Below are 17228 nucleotides of genomic sequence, written 5' to 3'. Positions count from 1 at the left end.
AATGCCACATCACATCGTCATCACAAAGAGGCTGATTCGACGGGGTTCCGCGCTCACTCGCTGTAACGTCGATTGGGTGCGTACCGAACGGAAGCCCACCCGCCTGGACCGGGTGTTCGCGAGGCTGGATCGTGAGCCGGAACGACCGGCTCACGTCGGCATGCCGCGAATGAGCCGGCACCGCATGGTGCTGTTCGGCGCCGCCCTGGCCTTCTACCTGGCGATCGTGTGGGCCGTACTGGTCACCTCCTGGCTGGTCCGGCTGGACTGGCAGGTGATGTTCTTCCGTCCCTACCAGCAGTGGTCCGAGATCCACGCCTTCGTCGACTACTACGTGGTCCTCGGCCAGCGCGGCCCGACGGCGGTGATGGTGGCGGCCTGGCTGGGCTGGCGCTCCTGGCGGCAGCACACCCTGCGTCCGCTGCTCGCCCTCGGCGTCTCCCTGCTGCTGCTCAACGTCACCGTCGGTGCCGCGAAGTACGGCATGGGGCGCCTCGGACCGCACTACGCGACCGAGATCGGCTCGAACGAGATGTGGCTCGGCGGCGACATATTTCCCAGCGGCCACACCGCCAACGCCGTGGTGACCTGGGGAATCCTGGCCTATCTGGCCTCCACCCCCAGAGCGCGCCGCTGGCTGTCCGCGCTGTCGGCCGTGACCTCGCTCGGTGTGGGGCTGTCCACCGTCTACATCGGGACCCACTGGCTGAGCGATGTGGTCCTGGGCTGGGTCGCGGGCCTGCTGATCCTGCTGGCGCTGCCCTGGTTCGAGCCGGTGATCACCCGCGTGGAGACGCGGATCCTCGCCCTGCGCGCCCGCCGGCGGGTGCCCCGGGGAGACACGGCGGAGGCCGGCCCGCCCGGGCGGCCCGTCGTGCTCAAGCCGCTCCCCGACCGCGCGGGCACGGCTCACGAGCCGGTTCCCACGGGCCGCCCGACCCCCCGGTCGCCCGCCTATCTGGCGCCCGGGCCGCACACGGTCCGCGCGGAGCGTTCCCCGGTCACCCCGGCGGGCAGTCGCCGCCCGCAGCACGCCGAGCGCCACCCGCGCGGTACGACGTCGGCCACCCGTACCTGACGGGCGCGCACGCCACGGCCCCGGTTCCGGTGAGGGAACCGGGGCCGTCGCCGTGTGTCAGCCCTTCCAGGCGCGTGCCACCAGGCCGTCCTTCACCTCGAAGTTCAGCCGGCCCACGCGGTACTCCATGGTGATGATCGTCCCCGGGGCCAGCGCCCGCACGGTCGACCAGCCGCGCTCCCGCGCGAGGTGCTCGGCCCGGTCCGCCGCGAGGCCGACATAGGCGTCAGGACTGTCGTGGGGTTCCGCGGAGGGTGTCGGAATGGGTGCCATGCGGCCACGCTATGCCCTGGTCCGGGAGCGGGGAAGCCGGAAGCGGGAACACCCGGACGGATCCCCCGGCGGTCACACTTCTGTCACAGGATCACGACAGGCGTTCGTGACGGTGGCCGTCACCCGGACGGGCGGTTCGGTACGCCTTCCGCAGGCATTCGAACGTAATTCCCGCGTGTCACACCACTGGCGCGATTAACTCCGGCGGAAAGTGCCGGGGGAAGTACTCCCGGACCCCATCCCTTTTCTGTCGCCGCGCATGATCACGTAAGCCGGTGCGCACAGAAAATACGCCTTTCCGTCACACGATCCGCCACGTCCTCTGCCGGAGACCGGCAGGGGTGAGCATCATGGCGTGGGCCCGGAGGTACCTGTGGCGCGGGCTCCCGGCGGGGCCCGGCGCGCGAGAAGCGAAGGGACGAGCGATGGGGACGCAGACCGTCCAGGCGGCGGCACGACCGGCGCGCCGGCAGCGGCGAGGGCAGGTGGTGATCGACTGGCTGACCACCACCGACCACAAGAAGATCGGCCACCTCTACCTGGTCACGTCGTTCGTGTTCTTCCTGATCGCCGGTGTGATGGCGCTGCTGATGCGCGCCGAACTGGCCCGGCCCGGACTGCAGATCGTCGACAACCAGCAGTTCAACCAGCTGTTCACCCTGCACGGCACGATCATGCTGCTGCTGTTCGCGACGCCCAGCTTCGCGGGGTTCGCCAACGAGCTGATGCCGCTGCAGATCGGGGCGCCCGACGTGGCCTTCCCGCGGCTGAACATGTTCTCGTACTGGCTGTTCCTCTTCGGCGGGCTGATCGTGCTGGGTTCGCTGGTGGTCACCGGGGGGCCGGCCGCCTACGGCTGGTTCGCCTACGCGCCGCTGAACAGCGTGAAGTACTCCCCCGGCCTCGGCCCGGACCTGTGGACCATGGGCCTCGCGCTGTCCGGCTTCGGCACCATCCTCGGCGCGGTCAACTTCATCACCACCATCGTCGGGATGCGCGCCCCCGGGATGACGATGTTCCGGATGCCGCTGTTCACCTGGAACACGCTGTTCACGTCGATCCTGATCCTGCTGGCGTTCCCGGTGCTCGCGGCGGCGCTGCTGGTGCTGGAGGCGGACCGGCGGTTCGGCTCACAGGTCTTCGAGGCCGCCCACGGCGGGGCGCTGCTGTGGCAGCACCTGTTCTGGTTCTTCGGCCATCCCGAGGTCTACATCATCGCGCTGCCGTTCTTCGGCATCGTCACGGAGATCATCCCGGTCTTCAGCCGCAAGCCGCTGTTCGGCTATCTGACGCTGGTGGGCGCCACCATGGCCATCACGGGTCTGTCGGTGGTGGTGTGGGCGCACCACATGTTCGCCACCGGCGCGGTGCTGCTGCCGTTCTTCTCCTTCATGAGCTTCCTGATCGCGGTGCCGACGGGCGTGAAGTTCTTCAACTGGACCGGCACCATGATCAAGGGCTCGCTGTCCTTCGAGACGCCCATGCTGTGGGCGACCGGGTTCCTGGTGTCGTTCCTGTTCGGCGGACTGACCGGGGTGCTGCTGGCGTCGCCGCCGCTGGACTTCCATGTGACGGACTCGTACTTCGTCGTCGCGCACTTCCACTACGTGGTCTTCGGCACCGTCGTCTTCGCGACCTTCGCCGGGTTCTACTTCTGGTGGCCCAAGTTCACCGGGAAGATGCTCGACGAACGGCTCGGCAGGATCCAGTTCTGGACGCTGTTCGTCGGCTTCCACGCCACGTTCCTGGTGCAGCACTGGCTGGGCGCGGAGGGCATGCCGCGCCGTTACGCCGACTACCTCGCGGCGGACGGCTTCACCGCGCTGAACACCGTCTCCACCATCGGCGCGTTCCTGCTCGGCATGTCCACGCTGCCGTTCCTCTACAACGTCTGGAAGACGGCCAGGTACGGCGAGAAGGTCGAGGTCGACGACCCGTGGGGCTTCGGGCGGTCCCTGGAGTGGGCGACCTCGTGTCCGCCGCCCCGGCACAACTTCACGACGCTGCCCCGGATCCGTTCGGAGTCGCCGGCGTTCGACATGAACCATCCGGAGTACGCGGCGGTGACGTCGCAGCCCGAGCCGAAGAGCGAGCAGGCCGGCACCGAGCCGCTCTGACCACGCCGGGACCTCCGGCCTGCGGGCGAGTCCGACGGCCGTCGCGGACGGCCGCTGTCCTGAAGAGGACGGGGGTCAGGGCTCGTAGGCCAGGTGCGGCACCGTGAAGCAGGTGCGGTTCATGTCGCCCTGCGACACCCAGCCCTTGCCGTCCCGCCAGCGGGCCACGGACAGACAGGTCCGGCTCGTGGCCGGTGGCTCGGGCGAGCGTTCGAACGAGACGGGCAGCAGCAGTCCGCCCGCGGTGTAGTCCCGGGCACGGTTCACATGGGCGTCGACGCACGCGCGTGTGATGCCCGTACGGGCGCAGGACCGAGCCGCGTCGGTGAACCAGCGGGCGGCGGCCCAGCCCTCCAACTGCCACTGGGAGTGCGTCCTGAGGCCCTCGGTGGCGTCCCGGAACGCGCGTACGGCCGGGTGGCCGGTGTCCTCGAAGTTGCGGCTGGAGCCGGTCGCCCACAGGACGTTGCGGCAGTGCGGCGCGTCCTTGTAGTCCTCGGCGACGGTGGACGTCCAGTTCTGCACGTTGGTGACCTTGGCGGTGACCCGGGCGCCGATGTCGTCCATGGCCCGGCACAGGCGGGCGTTGCCGTGGCCGTCGATGGCGTCGAAGACCAGGTCGGCGCCCTGCTGCTTCAGGTCGGCGGCCACCGCGCGGAAGTTGGGCAGCGCGAAGTCGACCTGTTCGGTGACCACCTTGTAGCCCTCGGCCCTCAGGCCGCGTTCGACGAGGCGGGCGTAGGCGGCGGACGCGGACTGGTTGTAGGAGACGACGGCGGCCGTACGGGCGCCGTGCTCGCGTTTGAAGTAGCGGTACACCTCGGTGCCGCCGTACAGCTTGCCGTCCCAGCCGGGTGTTCCGTTCCTGGGCGCCTCGCTGCCGTGGACGCCGTAGAGGTGCGGGTAGGTGTCGTAGGCGGCGCCGATGGGCTGGCCGCCGATGTCGGGCACGCCCGCGCGGGAGACGCGGGGGGCGCCCGCGTAGTCCAGGACGGTGGTGGCGACCAGGGCGACGACCTTCTCCTCGTCGATCAGCCTGTGCACGCACTCGTTGTTGCCGACGCCGCTGCCGCCGTCGTCGCACAGCCGCACCTCGACGCGCCGGCCGTCGATGCCGCCGCGCGCGTCGAGCCGGTCGAACCATGCCTTCGCGCCGTCGCGCGGGCCGGTGAAGGCGCCGCCGCCGACCGGGCTGGTGGCGCTGGTGACGATGCCGACGCGGATCGGCCCGCCGGCGTCCCGGGCGGTCGCGGGCGGGCGGTCGTCGTGCTCGAAGTCGCTCTCCGGCAGACGGCTGCCGCAGGCCGCGGTCAGGGCGAGGAGCGCCGCCGCGGCGAGGGCCTCAGCAGCCCGGGATGTCCGGGGGTGATTCATCGCCGCTCAGTCGCACGAGCGCGCACAGGGACTTGACGGACACCTTCCAGGTGCCGTCGTCGTAGACGGAGACTCCGGAGGCGTCCGGGAGGGCGGTGGCTCCCCTGAGGGTCAGGGTGAACGTCACGTCCGCCTCGGTCGGTGAGGTGAACGCGATCTCGGTGACCTCCGCCTTCACCTGTCCGGCGCGGTTGTCACCGCTGAACGCCTCGAGCAGCGGGCCCAGCAGCTCACCGTTCTGCAGGAGCTTCTTCTTCTCGTCCACCGGGGTCCGGGGGTCGAAGAACTTCTCCCAGTTCTGCCGGATCTCCTGTTCGGCCTCCGCCTGGTTCGCGGGCGCGCTGCCCGGTGCGTTCGTCGTCCGGTCCGCCGACGGCGTGGAAGTCCCGCTGCCGCCGCCACCGCTGTCGTCGCCGCACGCCGCGAGGCCCGGCGCCAGGACCAGGAACAGGGCGGCGGCCAGCGCCGTGCCCCGTCCCGCCGTCCGTGGGCCGCGCCTTCCCGTCCCCGTGTTCCCCCGCCCGATGTCACTGCCGAGAACCATCTGGCTCACCAATCGGGTGTCGGTCCGGACCGTGTGCGCCCGGTGCTTTCAGGGTCGGGTCCCAGGGGGCATAGTGCAAGCCATGCGGACAGTCCGACTCCGGATCGCGCACCCCGTCCTCTGGGCGGGCTGGGCCGCGCTCGCCGCCGGCGCGGTGCTGTGCGTCATCGGCTGGTACGGCGTCTCGGGTGAGCGTTACACCGAACGGCAGCTGCCCTATCTGGCCTCCTGCAGCATCCCCGGAGCCGCGCTGATCGTCGCCGGGGCGGTGCTGCTCGCCCACGGCCGGGACGCGCTCGCCGCCACGCGCGTGGAGGAGCTGTACGGCCTGCTGGTCGCCGCCGATCCGGCCGGCGCCGACGAGCCGGGGCGGCCGGCCGGCGGGCCGGTGGCCGTCAGCCCGGAGGCGCTGATGGTGCCGGGCGGGACGCTGTGGCACCGCGCGGACTGCCCGCTGGTCGCGGGGAAGGCGGAGGCGGTTCCGGTGGACGGGAGGCCGGCCGCGGACGGCGAGCTGGAGCCCTGCCCGATCTGTGAACCCGCCGACGGGTCCGGCTGAGGCCCCGCCGATGTCCTCGCTCACGTACGACCTCACGCTGGCCGGTCTGTCGGTGGGCGCCGCGGCGGCGCTGACCGGGATCGGTCTGATCGTGACGTACCGGGCGACCGGGGTGCTGAACTTCGCGCACGGCGCGATCGCGATGGTGTGCGCGTATGTGCTGCGCGGCCTGGTCGTCGACCGGGGCTGGCCGCTGTGGTCGGCCGCCGCGCTGACGCTGCTGGTGGTGGCGCCGGGGATCGGGGTGGTGCTGGAGCGGTTCGTGTTCCGGCCGCTGTCCGTGCGGGGCGGCGATCCGGCGCGGGCGCTGGTGGCGTCCATCGGGGTGTTCGTGCTGCTGGTGGGCGGGGCGGCGCTGCTGTGGGGGCAGGGGGCGCGGGACGACGCGCCGGTGCTGGTGCCGGCGGAGCCGTGGGGGCAGCTCGCGGTGGTGGTCGTGCTGGCCGCCGGGGTCGGGGTGGTGATCCGCCGGACGCGGTTCGGGCGGGAGCTGCGGGCCGTCGTGGACGACCGGCGGCTGGCCGTGCTGGCCGGTGTGGACGCCGACCGGGTGGCGGCGGCGGGCTGGGCGTTCGGCTCGTTCACGGCCGGTCTGACCGGCGTGCTGCTGGCGCCGTACGTGCGGCTCGACCCGTACGGGCTGCCGCTGCTCGTGATGGAGGTGGTGGCGGTCGCGGTCGCCGCGCGGATGCGCGGTCCGACGGTGGCCGTGGTCGTCGCGCTCGGCATCGGGGTGGCGCAGAGTCAGCTGACGCGGTTGCACCCGTCCGGGTGGGGTGAGCCGTTGCTGCAGGCGGTGGGCGCCAACCTGTTCGTCGTGGCGCTGCTGGTCGCCGCCCTGGTGCTGCCCGGAGTCGGCACGCGCGACGCGTTCCCGCGCACGGCCACCGCGCGGGTACCGGCCCCGCCGGGCACCTGGGTCGTGGCCGGGGTGCTGTTCCTGCTGCCGCTGGGCCTCGCCGGGCGCGATCTGCACACGGCGGTGCAGGTGCCGGCGCTCGGGGTGGTGCTGCTGTCCCTGGTGGTGGTCACCGGCCGGGGCGGGCAGATCTCGCTCGGGCAGGCGGCGTACGCGGGTCTGGGCGCCCTCTTCACGGCGCTGCTGGCGGCCGGCCGCTTCCCCGGCCTGCCCCGGCTGCCGGAGCTGGCCGCGCTCGCGGTGGCGGTCGTCCTGGTGGCTCCGCTGGGCGTGCTGACCGGCTGGCCGGCGATCGGCCGCAGAGGCCTGGCACTGGCGCTGGCGACGTTCGCGGTGGGCGTCGGGGTGAGCCGTTTCGTCTTCGACCAGCCGTACGCCACGTCCGGACTGTCCCTGGGCCGCCCGGCGGGCTTCGACGACGACCGCGCGTACTACGTCCTGGAACTGGTCCTCCTGGCGTGCGCGCTGCTCGCTGCCCGGGCACTGCGCCGGGGCCGTACGGGCCGGGCCCTGGCGGCGATGCGGGACCACGAGCCCGGGGCGCGGGCGGCGGGCGTGCGCGTGCCGTCGCTGAAACTCCTCGCCTTCGTGTCCGGGGCGGCGCTGGCCGCGCTCGGCGGCGGCATGCTCGGCATGGGGCTGCGCGCCTTCGACCCGGCCGCGTACGACCCCGTACGGGGCCTGCTGTGGTTCGCCGCGGTGGTGGTCCTGGGCGCCGACAGCGCCCTGGGCGCCCTTCTCGCCGCGGCCCTCCTGGTCGGCCTGGACGCGGGCGCGCGCGGGGGCGTGGCAGCGGCGGTGATCGGTGTCCTGGCGGTCCTGTCCGGCCGCTTCCCGGACGGCCCGTACACGGCGCTGCGGGACGTCACGAGCCGGCTCCGCCCGGCGCCGACCCCCTTGGCCGTACGCCTCCGCACCCGCCCGCACCCTCCGGAACCGCCACCGAAGCCGCCCCGGTCCCCGGCGGGCGCGACGGCGACGAGCACCGGCTCCCGGACCCGGCCCCCGGGACGGGCCGCCCCGGGCGCCCGGACCGGCAAGCCGGGCACGGAGGCCGTCGGCCGCCCCGGAACCACCGGCCCACCGCGAACGGCGCCGCCGACGGGCCGCCCCGCCGACGCCCCGGCACGACGGCAAGGGGAGGGCACGGACCGGGAACCCACCGGGAACACCCGCGCCACCGGACAGCCACCGGAACGCCCGCACGAGGGAGAACCAGCGGCCGAAGGACCACCGGGCCACGGGCCGCCCGGTCGTGGGGCGTGGGGCCGGGCCGCCGGTCCTGCGGTGCCGGGGGAATCCCGCGGCGAGCGGTCCCGGGAGCTGTCCGGCCGGGAGGTGCCGCCCGCACCGGCGGAGCCGTACGCGCCGCACCGGCCCCCGGTGCCGGGCGCCGCGCCGGTGCGCGCGAGCGGCGGTGAGGCACCGGCGGGGCGCCGGCGCGCAGGGGGCTCCGCACCGGCCTCCGGCCCCCCTGTGCTCGCCGCCCGCGGTCTACGGGTCCGGTACGGCGGGTTCACCGCGTTGGACGGGGTGGATCTGGACGTCCCGGCCGGGCGGGTGACCGCTGTCGTCGGACCCAACGGGGCCGGGAAGAGCACGCTGTTCCACTGTCTGGCGGGGACCCTGCGCCCCGCGCGGGGGTCGGTCTCGCTCGGCGGGCGGGACATCACGCGGCTGCCCGCGCACGCCCGCGCCCGGCTCGGGATCGCGCGGACGTTCCAGCAACTGGCGGTCTTCCCGACGCTGACCGTCGCCGAGAACGTGCGTGTCGGTGCCGAGCGGGGCCGGCTGCGCGATCCCGGCGCGGTGGAGCGGACGCTGCGGCTCTTCGGGCTCGACGGGCCGATGAGGGCGCGGCCCGCCGCCGGGCTCCCCACCGGGACGCTGCGCCGGGTGGAGGCCGCGCGGGCCCTCGCCGCCGCCCCGCGCGTGCTGCTGCTCGACGAACCCGCCGCCGGTCTCGACACCGCCGAGGTCACCGCGCTGGCCCGGATCCTGAAGGCGCTGGCCGCCGACGGCACGGCCCTCCTGGTCGTCGAGCACGATCTCGACCTGGTCGCCGGCCTCGCCGACGTCGTGCACGTGATGACGGCGGGCCGGATCGTCGCCTCCGGACCGCCCGGGAGCGTCCTGGACACCCTCGGGGAGGCGACCGGCCCATGACCTCGATCTCCCTGCGCCACGCGCGCGTGCGGTACGGCCCCCTGGAGGCCCTGCACGGCGTCACCCTCGCCGCCCCCGGCCCCGGCATCACCGTGCTGCTGGGCCGCAACGGTTCCGGCCGTACGACCGCCCTGCGCGCGCTGGCCGGTGACGTGCCGCTGTCCGGCGGGGCCGTGGTGTGGGACGGGCGGGACGTGACCGGCGTACCGGCGTACGAGCGGGCCCGGCGCGGGCTGTGCCTGGTGCCGGAGCGGCGGGCGGTGTTCGGTTCCCTCACCGTGCGGGAGAACCTCGCCCTCACCGCCCCCGACCCCGCCCGCGCCCTCGACGCCTACCCGTCACTGCGGGCACTGCTGGAGCGCCGGGCCGGCACGCTCTCCGGAGGCGAGCAGCGGATGCTGGCCCTGTGCCGGGCGTTGTCGCCGCGCGTGCGCGTGGTGCTCGTCGACGAGCCCGCCCAGGGCATGTCACCGGCGGTCGCGGCCCGTACGTACGCGCTGCTGGCCGCGCTCGGCGTGTGCGTGGTCGTCGCCGAGCAGCGGCTGCCGCCCGCCCTGCACGGCCGTCCCGCCTTCGTGTACGTACTGCGCCGGGGTTCGGTGGTGTTCGCCGGGGAGACCGGCGAACTCGGCCGGTCCGCCTCCGCCCGGCAGCCGTAGGGCCCCGTCCGGCGGGCCGGCCGGACGGGGCCCCGTGCCCGGGATCCTGTCGGCGGCTCCGGCGGCAGGAGGCCGATGGGAGCCGATCTCCCGGCAGAACGGCCCGCCGGCGGCGTGCCGCCGGGGGGGGGTCGCTCCCGTCGTGGCCCGGGGCCCGCGTCCGGAGGGCGGGCCCGGCGACGGCTCAGACGTCGAGGCGCTGTCCGGGCACGATCACGTCGGGGTCCCCGCCGACGACGGACTTGTTGGCCTCGTACAGGCGCTGCCAGGTCGTGCCGTACCGCGCGGCGATCCCGCTCAGCGTGTCGCCCGCGCGGACGGTGTGGTCGCCGAGGGACGTGTTCCGGTCCGTGTGCCCGGAGGGTGCCGAGGTCCGGGCCGGCTCCGACTGCTTCGACGGCTTCGACGGGGCCCGCTCCGTGGTCACGGGGTCCGCGGCGGGTGCGCTCCCGGACGCCCCCGCGCGTGCCGAGCAGGTCGGCCAGGCGCCCCAGCCCTGGGCGCGCTGCACCTTCGTGGCGACCGCGATCTGTTGGGCCCTGGTGGCCCGGTCGGCCGTCGGCGCGTAGGCCGTACCGCCGTGGGCACGCCAGGTGGCGCCGGAGAACTGCAGTCCGCCGTAGTAGCCGTTGCCGGTGTTGATGTGCCAGTCGCCGCCGCTCTCGCACTGTGCGATGCGGTCCCACACTCCACTGTCCGCCGCCGTGGCGTTCCCGGTCGCGGCGAGCAGTCCGAGGGGCGCGAGCAGTGCCGCGCCGGCCAGGACGGCCGTCGTGCGGGTCGTGCGGAGGTGGTCGCGGGTGTTATCGGCACATTCGGACATGTAGGTCCTTCCCGAAGGCTCGGGGTCCCCGGGGCGGAGTGCCGCCCGCCGCGTCATGGGACGCGTGGGCCGCGCTCGCCCCGTCCGCCTTCGGGGTCGTGCGGTGGTGCCGTGTGGCGCGGTCGGCGGACGTACCCGAGCGGTGCTCGCTGCACACGGCGGAGGAATCTAAGGAGCCTCCGGCGCCGGGATCAACCAACGTCCCGTCATGCCAGGCCAGTTGCCGCTTACCTCGGGTAGCGGCGTTTTTCGGCCACCCACTTCATTCCCTGATTTCGGGATTTGTCGACCAGCGGACGGCGCGACCTGTGAGCCACCTCACCTCATCAACGGCATTACGGCAACGGGTAGTTGACGATGAGTGGCCGATTCCGCGCCGAGCGTGACCGTGCGCGCTGGATGGTTCGATTCCGTTCGCCCTGGGGCGTGACTACCGCCACAGATCGCCCGTTGTCTTCTTCATGAGCCGGGGATCCACCCGGACCACGGGCCGGGAGCCACCCGGCCTCGCCACGCACCGCATCCCGAGGGAGCCACCCGTGCCGCGCATGCTCGACGTCAGCGACGAGGTACGCGCCGAGATCGGCGACGAAGAAGCAGCCCGCCTGCTCGCCGGAGAGTCCGCCCCGGGCAGTTACGACTGCACCTCCTGCCGCACCCCGGGCGACCCGCGGCAGGAGCGCACCAGCACCGTCCTGTTCATCGGGGACGAGACCGCCGTCCTCGCCTTCGCCCACGCCGGCTGCCTGCCCTCGCAGGTCGTCCAGGTCACCGAGGAGCAGCTCCAGGGCGCCGTGCGGGCCATCGGCGGCGACACCGGGGAACCGGCGTCCGCGAAGGCCGTCCCCGAACAGGCCGTGCTCGGGGTGACCAGCGGACTGGTCCTGGTCTCCGGGGAGTTGCACCCGGCACTGGTCGTGGAGCCGACCGCGCCGGTCGCGCGGCCCGGTTCGCTCGGGGCCGGCGACGACTTCCTGCCGCTCCTCATCGAGCAGGGCTTCATGCCGCTGACCGAGCTGTCGGCCCTGCCGCCGGTGCTGCACGGCTGGTCGGTCCTGCTCGCCGCGGGGCAGCTGCACGCCGTGCTCCAGCCGAACCCGGCCGGCGGCCGTCCGGTCGCCTGGTGGCAGGCGCACCAGCCGCTCCAGGTCACCGACGGCTGGCGGTCGGCCGCCAACAAGCACCAGCAGGTACTGATGTTCGCGGCCCCGGTCGGCTCGATCGGCCGCCAGCCGCGCGAGGACCTGCTGCGCGACGCGCTGGACAAGGCGGCGGCGAACGGCAAGCTCGTCGCCGCGGCGCTGCCGCTGGCGGGCCTCTGACCGGCCCGGCGGACACGGCACCGCCGGACAACCGGCGAAAGCCGCAAAAACGCCGCATCCCTTACGGCACGGGGTCGTTTGGACATACGTGCACGCATACGACGTTCCCCGCCGCCAGTCCCTCGCCTCGGTCCCCGCACCCGTGCGCCCGGAGCGGGACTCCCGGAGCGGCCTCTCGGCCACGCCGATCTACGACGCCCTCTACACCGAGTACGTCAAGTCCTTCCGTTCGCTGCCGGGTGACCGCAGCGGCGAGGAGGAGCTGGGCTTCACCGCCTTCGGGAACATCCCGCGCGGTGCGGGCTCGCACGGCGGCCGCGGTCCGAGCACGTTCGGCGCCTCCCTCGTGAGCGGTGCCCACGGCGCGGGGGCGGGCGGCGGCCGGCAGGGCGCCGGACCGCAGTGGCAGCGGGTCGGCACGGTCGGCAGGCCCGCCTCCGGGATGCACCACGTGCCGGCCGGGCTGCCGCCGGCGCCGCGCAGAGGCGCCTGACCCGGAGTACGGCGAAGGGGCGGCCCCACCGGGACCGCCCCTTCGTCATGCCCGCCGTCGGCTACTTCTTCTTGCCGCGCTTCTCCCGCACCCGCACGGAGATGTGGATCGGCGTCCCCTCGAAGCCGAACTCCTCCCGCAGCCGGCGCTCGATGAACCGCCGGTAGCCCGCCTCGATGAAGCCGGAGGCGAACAGCACGAACCGCGGCGGCTTGGTGCCGGCCTGGGTGCCGAACAGGATGCGCGGCTGCTTGCCACCCCGCACGGGGTGCGGGTGGGCGGCGACCAGCTCGCCGAGGAAGGCGTTCAGCCTGCCCGTCGGCACCCGCGTCTCCCAGCCCTCCAGGGCCGTCTCGATGGCCGGGACCAGCTTCTCCATGTGCCGGCCTGTGCGCGCCGAGACGTTCACCCGCGGCGCCCACACCACCTGGCCGAGCTCGGTCTCGATCTCCCGCTCCAGGTAGTAGCGGCGCTCCTCGTCGAGGGTGTCCCACTTGTTGAAGGCGAGGACGATCGCGCGGCCCGCCTCCACGGCCATGGTGACGATCCGCTGGTCCTGCACCGAGATGGAGTCGGCGGCGTCGATGAGGACGACGGCCACCTCCGCCTTCTCGACGGCGGCGGCGGTGCGCAGCGAGGCGTAGTAGTCGGCGCCCTGCTGGAGGTGGACGCGCTTGCGGATGCCCGCCGTGTCGACGAACTTCCAGGTCTTGCCGCCGAGTTCGATCATCTCGTCGACCGGGTCACGGGTGGTGCCGGCGAGTTCGTTGACGACGACCCGGTCCTCGCCCGCGACCTTGTTCAGCAACGAGGACTTGCCGACGTTGGGCCTGCCGATCAGGGCGATGCGGCGCGGGCCGCCGACGGTGGTGCCGAAGGTCTGCGCCGGGGCCTCGGGCAGGGCCTCCAGGACCTGGTCCAGCATGTCGCCGGTGCCGCGGCCGTGCAGCGCGGAGACCGGGTGCGGCTCGCCGAGGCCCAGGGACCACAGGTAGGCCGCGTCGGCCTCGCCGCTCGGGCCGTCCACCTTGTTGGCGCACAGCACGACCGGCTTGCCGGCCTTGCGCAGCAGCCGGACGACGGCCTCGTCGGTGTCGGTCGCGCCGACCTTGGCGTCCACGACGAAGACGACCGCGTCGGCGGCCTCGATGGCGTACTCGGCCTGGGCGGCCACGGAGGCGTCGATGCCGAGGACGTCCTGCTCCCAGCCGCCGGTGTCGACGACCTTGAAGCGGCGGCCCGCCCACTCGGCCTCGTAGGTGACGCGGTCGCGGGTGACGCCCGGCTTGTCCTCGACGACCGCCTCACGGCGGCCGATGATGCGGTTCACCAGGGTCGACTTGCCGACGTTGGGGCGGCCGACGACGGCGAGCACGGGCAGCGGACCGTGGCCCGCCGCCTCGATGGCGCCCTCGACGTCCTCGAGGTCGAAGCCCTCCTCCGCGGCGAGCTCCATGAACTCCGCGAACTCGGCATCGCCCAGCGCCCCGTGATCGTGCTCGTGCGCACCCTCGTACGCGTCCGAGCCGTCGGGCTGGATGTGGTCGTTCATGAAGTCGGTACCTCGTCGTTCATCGTGGTGATCGGTGGAACGCCCGATATATGAGGCTGATCCACTACTCAGTGTCGCAGGGTCCGCCTCGGGTTCCCCCCCTGGAAGAAGGAGCGGCGTTCGGTGCGTGCTCTCGGTGTGCCGGACGGCCTTCGTCGTGGCGGGGCCACGTCGGAGGACGGCCGGTGCGGCGAGAGTGCGTGCCGGGCGTCGCGACGCCACGGGGGGACCCGAGGCAGACCCTAACGCCCGGTGAGGCGCCTGGCGTTTTCCAGGTGGGCGGTGAGCTGCTTCTGGACGCGTTCGGTCGCCTCGTCCAGCGCCTTGCGCGTCCGTCTGCCGCTGCCGTCGCCCGCGTCGAAGGGGTCGCCGAAGACGACGTCCACGCGGGAGCGCAGCGGGGGCAGTCCCTTTACCAACCGTCCGCGCCGCTCGGAACTTCCCAGGACGGCCACCGGCACGATCGGCGCGTCGCCGCGTACGGCGAAGTAGGCGAGCCCCGCGCGGAGCGAGGCGAAGTCGCCCTCGCCGCGCGTGCCCTCCGGGAAGATGCCGAGGACGCCGCCCTGCCGCAGTACGCCCAGCGCCCGGGAGATCGCCGTGCGGTCGGTGGTGTCGCGGTCCACCTTGAGCTGGCCGATGCCGGTCAGGAACGGGTCGAGCGGGCCGACGAACGCCTCCTTCTTGATCAGGAAGTGCGTCGGCCGGGGCGCCACGCCCATGACCATGGGGCCGTCGATGTTGTGGGAGTGGTTCACGGCGAAGATCAGCGGACCGGCCGTGGGCACCCGCCAGGCGCCCAGCACACGCGGCTTGAACAGCCCGTACATCAGGCCGACGCCGATACGCCGGCCGACCTCGGCGCTCCGCACCGATGGGACGTCGGTCACTTCCCGGCCCGCTTCTCCTCGACGAGGGTGACGACACACTCGATGACCTGCTGGAGCGTGAGGTCGGTGGTGTCCACCTCGACCGCGTCGCCGGCCTTGGCCAGCGGGGAGGTCTTGCGGCCGGCGTCGGCCGCGTCCCGCTTGATCAGGGCCTCGCGGGTGGTGTTCAGGTCGGCGCCCTTGAGCTCGCCGCTGCGACGGGCGGCACGGGCCTCCGCGCTGGCGGTGAGGAAGATCTTCAGGTCGGCGTCGGGCAGCACGGTGGTGCCGATGTCGCGGCCCTCGACGACGATGCCGGTGACGGCGGAGGCGGCGATGGACCGCTGCAGCTCGGTGATCCGGGCCCGCACCTCGGGGACCGCGGAGACCGCGCTGACCTTGGAGGTGACGTCCTGTCCGCGGATCGGGCCGGCCACGTCGACGCCGTCGACGGTGATCGTCGGGTCCTGCGGGGCCGTACCGGAGACGATCTCGGGCTTCCCGGCGACGGCGGCGATCGCGGACGGGTCGTCTATGTCGATGCCGTTGGTCACCATCCACCAGGTGATCGCCCGGTACTGGGCGCCGGTGTCCAGGTAGCTCAGGCCGAGCTGCGCCGCCACGGCCTTCGAGGTGCTCGACTTGCCCGTGCCGGAGGGGCCGTCGATGGCGACAATCACGGGCTGGGCGGCGCCGTTTTCCACGGGGGAACACCTTCCTGGTGCGGTGGAGTGGTGTGTACGGGGCGCGGACACGCCCCGCACCAGATTACCGGCCCCCCGGAACCCTTCCGACAAGCGGACGATCCGGCCCTCCGGGGGACGGGCCGCCCCCGGGCCTTCCCCCGCCCCGGCCCGTCACCGGCGTATCCGTCACCGGCGTATCCGTCACTGGCGGATCGCCCAGCCCCGCTCCCGCAGCCCCGCGGTGAGGGCCGGGGCCGTCTTGGGCTCCACCATGAGCTGGACCAGACCGGCCTGCTGTCCGGTGGCGTGCTCGATGCGGACGTCCTCGATGTTGGCACCGGCGCGCTCGGCGTCCGAGAAGATGCGGGCGAGCTGGCCGGGCTGGTCGTCGATGAGCACCGTCACGGTCTCGTAGACGCGCGGCGCGGAGCCGTGCTTGCCGGGGACGCGGACCTGCCCCGCGTTGCCGCGGCGCAGCACGTTCTCGATGCCGGTGCTGCCCTCGCGGCGCTTGTCCCCGTCGGAGGACTGCAGCGCGCGCAGGGCGCGCACGGTCTCCTCCAGGTCGGCGGCGACGTCCGTGAGCAGGTCGGCGACCGGGCCGGGGTTCGCGGAGAGGATGTCGATCCACATCCGGGGGTCGGAGGCGGCGATCCGGGTCACGTCCCGGATGCCCTGCCCGCACAGTCGTACGGCGGCCTCCTCGGCGTGCTCCAGGCGCGCGGCGACCATGCTGGACACCAGGTGGGGCATGTGGGAGACGAGGGCCACGGCCCGGTCGTGGGCGTCGGCGTCCATGACGACGGGCACGGCCCTGCAGTGCGAGACCAGCTCCAGGGCGAGGTTCAGCACCTCGGTGTCGGTGTCCCGGGTCGGGGTGAGCACCCAGGGGCGCCCCTCGAAGAGGTCCCCGGTGGCGGCCAGCGGACCGGACCGCTCACGGCCGGACATCGGGTGGGTGCCGATGTACGGGGCCAGGTCGAGCCCGCGCTCCTGGAGCTCGCGGCGCGGTCCGCCCTTGACGCTGGCGACGTCGATGTAGCCGCGCGCCGCGCCGCGCCGCATCGCGTCGGCGAGCACGTCGGCCACATGGGCGGGCGGGGCGGCGACGATCGCCAGGTCGACCGGCCCGTCGGGGGCCTCGTCCGTGCCGGCGCCGAGCGCGGCGGCCGTACGGGCCTGCTCCGGGTCGTGGTCGGTGAGGTGGACGACGACGCCCCGCCGGTTCAGGGCGAGCGCGGCGGACGTGCCGATGAGCCCGGTGCCGATGACGAGTGCGGTCCTCACTGGGCGATGTCCTTGCGCAGGGCGGCCGCCGCGCCGAGGTAGACGTGCGCGACGTCCGCGCGGGGCTTGTCGCACTCGATGTGCGCGAGGACCCGGACGACACGGGGCATGGCGCCCTCGATGTCCAGTTCCTGGGCGCAGATCAGGGGGACGTCGACGATGCCGAGCTTGCGGGCGGCGACGGCCGGGAAGTCGCTGTGCAGATCGGGCGTGGCCGTGAACCAGAGGCTGATCAGGTCGTCGGTGTGCAGGCCGTTGCGCTCCAGGATCGTGGTGAGCAGCGCGCCGACCCGCTCCTCCATGTGACCGGCCTCGTCCCGCTCCAACTGGACGGCCCCCCGGACCGCGCGTACCGCCACGACGATGCTCCTTGCTGACGTGCCTGTCTGCTGTTCGGTCGTCCAGCGTAGTCAGCCCGCGCGGGAGTGGCGCCGGGCGCCCGCCCGCTGAGACGGGCGATGTACGCGTTTGATGGCGTTTTGTTGCGGGTTGCTTCTTGTTCGGCGG

Annotated in this window: 16 protein-coding genes; 7 read left to right on the top strand and 9 right to left on the bottom strand. The window is 73.4% G+C overall.

Going from position 1 to position 17228, the window contains the following annotated elements:
• The first annotated feature begins 76 nt into the window (after positions 1 to 76).
• Complete coding sequence (locus tag ACIA6T_RS29575) at positions 77 to 1078, top strand: phosphatase PAP2 family protein (protein ID WP_399449554.1); 1002 nt, start codon at positions 77 to 79, stop codon at positions 1076 to 1078.
• Positions 1079 to 1135: 57 nt separating this feature from the next.
• Here the strand turns inward: ACIA6T_RS29575 and ACIA6T_RS29570 are convergent, their stop codons facing one another.
• Complete coding sequence (locus tag ACIA6T_RS29570; RefSeq protein WP_030867007.1) at positions 1136 to 1351, bottom strand: I78 family peptidase inhibitor; 216 nt, start codon at positions 1349 to 1351, stop codon at positions 1136 to 1138.
• A gap of 425 nt (positions 1352 to 1776) precedes the next feature.
• On the opposite strand from ACIA6T_RS29570, the gene ctaD reads away from it, so the two are divergent.
• The gene (gene ctaD, locus ACIA6T_RS29565) at positions 1777 to 3468 is read left to right on the top strand and encodes a cytochrome c oxidase subunit I (protein WP_399449553.1); all 1692 of its coding nucleotides are present in this window, start codon (positions 1777 to 1779) and stop codon (positions 3466 to 3468) included.
• A gap of 75 nt (positions 3469 to 3543) precedes the next feature.
• Here the strand turns inward: ctaD and ACIA6T_RS29560 are convergent, their stop codons facing one another.
• Complete coding sequence (locus tag ACIA6T_RS29560) at positions 3544 to 4842, bottom strand: ABC transporter substrate-binding protein (protein WP_399449552.1); 1299 nt, start codon at positions 4840 to 4842, stop codon at positions 3544 to 3546.
• Positions 4811 to 5386, bottom strand: a complete 576-nt coding sequence (locus tag ACIA6T_RS29555; protein ID WP_399449608.1) for a hypothetical protein — start codon at positions 5384 to 5386, stop codon at positions 4811 to 4813. Before ACIA6T_RS29555 ends, ACIA6T_RS29560 begins: the two co-directional genes overlap by 32 nt.
• An 82-nt stretch (positions 5387 to 5468) precedes the next feature.
• Between ACIA6T_RS29555 and ACIA6T_RS29550 the strand changes: the two genes are divergently transcribed.
• Genes ACIA6T_RS29550 through ACIA6T_RS29540 form a run of 3 tightly spaced genes read left to right on the top strand, consistent with a single transcriptional unit; the run spans position 5469 to position 9689 of the window.
• Positions 5469 to 5945: a hypothetical protein gene (locus ACIA6T_RS29550; protein WP_399449551.1), complete on the top strand. Its 477-nt coding sequence runs from the start codon at positions 5469 to 5471 to the stop codon at positions 5943 to 5945.
• A gap of 10 nt (positions 5946 to 5955) precedes the next feature.
• Positions 5956 to 9030, top strand: coding sequence for an ATP-binding cassette domain-containing protein (locus ACIA6T_RS29545; protein ID WP_399449550.1), 3075 nt, complete (start codon positions 5956 to 5958; stop codon positions 9028 to 9030).
• Entirely contained in the window at positions 9027 to 9689 is a 663-nt protein-coding gene (locus ACIA6T_RS29540; protein WP_399449549.1) for an ATP-binding cassette domain-containing protein, read from the top strand. Before ACIA6T_RS29545 ends, ACIA6T_RS29540 begins: the two co-directional genes overlap by 4 nt.
• Before the next feature lie 184 nt (positions 9690 to 9873).
• Here the strand turns inward: ACIA6T_RS29540 and ACIA6T_RS29535 are convergent, their stop codons facing one another.
• On the bottom strand, positions 9874 to 10512 hold the full coding sequence (locus tag ACIA6T_RS29535; protein ID WP_399449548.1) for a transglycosylase family protein: 639 nt from the start codon (positions 10510 to 10512) through the stop codon (positions 9874 to 9876).
• A gap of 539 nt (positions 10513 to 11051) precedes the next feature.
• Here ACIA6T_RS29535 and ACIA6T_RS29530 point away from each other — a divergent pair.
• Together ACIA6T_RS29530 and ACIA6T_RS29525 are read left to right on the top strand one after the other, a co-directional pair.
• Positions 11052 to 11834: a hypothetical protein gene (locus ACIA6T_RS29530; RefSeq protein ID WP_399449547.1), complete on the top strand. Its 783-nt coding sequence runs from the start codon at positions 11052 to 11054 to the stop codon at positions 11832 to 11834.
• Positions 11835 to 11922: 88 nt separating this feature from the next.
• Positions 11923 to 12327 carry a hypothetical protein gene (locus ACIA6T_RS29525; protein WP_399449546.1) on the top strand — a complete coding sequence of 135 codons (405 nt, stop codon included), beginning with the start codon at positions 11923 to 11925 and terminating at the stop codon, positions 12325 to 12327.
• A 61-nt stretch (positions 12328 to 12388) separates the two neighbouring features.
• Here ACIA6T_RS29525 and der read toward each other — a convergent pair whose 3' ends face one another.
• The 5 genes from der to aroH all read right to left on the bottom strand — a co-directional run bounded on the left by der (position 12389) and on the right by aroH (position 17080).
• A complete protein-coding gene (gene der, locus ACIA6T_RS29520) occupies positions 12389 to 13879 on the bottom strand; it encodes a ribosome biogenesis GTPase Der (RefSeq protein WP_399449545.1) in 1491 nt (496 codons plus the stop codon).
• Positions 13880 to 14121: 242 nt separating this feature from the next.
• Complete coding sequence (locus tag ACIA6T_RS29515; protein WP_399449544.1) at positions 14122 to 14769, bottom strand: lysophospholipid acyltransferase family protein; 648 nt, start codon at positions 14767 to 14769, stop codon at positions 14122 to 14124.
• Entirely contained in the window at positions 14766 to 15452 is a 687-nt protein-coding gene (gene cmk, locus ACIA6T_RS29510; RefSeq protein ID WP_399449543.1) for a (d)CMP kinase, read from the bottom strand. The genes ACIA6T_RS29515 and cmk overlap by 4 nt, the downstream gene beginning before the upstream one ends.
• A 183-nt stretch (positions 15453 to 15635) precedes the next feature.
• The gene (locus ACIA6T_RS29505) at positions 15636 to 16721 is read right to left on the bottom strand and encodes a prephenate dehydrogenase (protein ID WP_399449542.1); all 1086 of its coding nucleotides are present in this window, start codon (positions 16719 to 16721) and stop codon (positions 15636 to 15638) included.
• The gene (gene aroH, locus ACIA6T_RS29500; protein WP_399449541.1) at positions 16718 to 17080 is read right to left on the bottom strand and encodes a chorismate mutase; all 363 of its coding nucleotides are present in this window, start codon (positions 17078 to 17080) and stop codon (positions 16718 to 16720) included. Before aroH ends, ACIA6T_RS29505 begins: the two co-directional genes overlap by 4 nt.
• Positions 17081 to 17228: the final 148 nt, after the last annotated feature.

Origin of the sequence: Streptomyces sp. NPDC051740 (assembly GCF_044453165.1) — a bacterium.
GTDB classification, from domain to species: domain Bacteria; phylum Actinomycetota; class Actinomycetes; order Streptomycetales; family Streptomycetaceae; genus Streptomyces; species Streptomyces atrovirens.
Note: the sequence above shows the minus strand (reverse complement) of the source record. Positions and strands in the feature narration are given on the sequence as shown.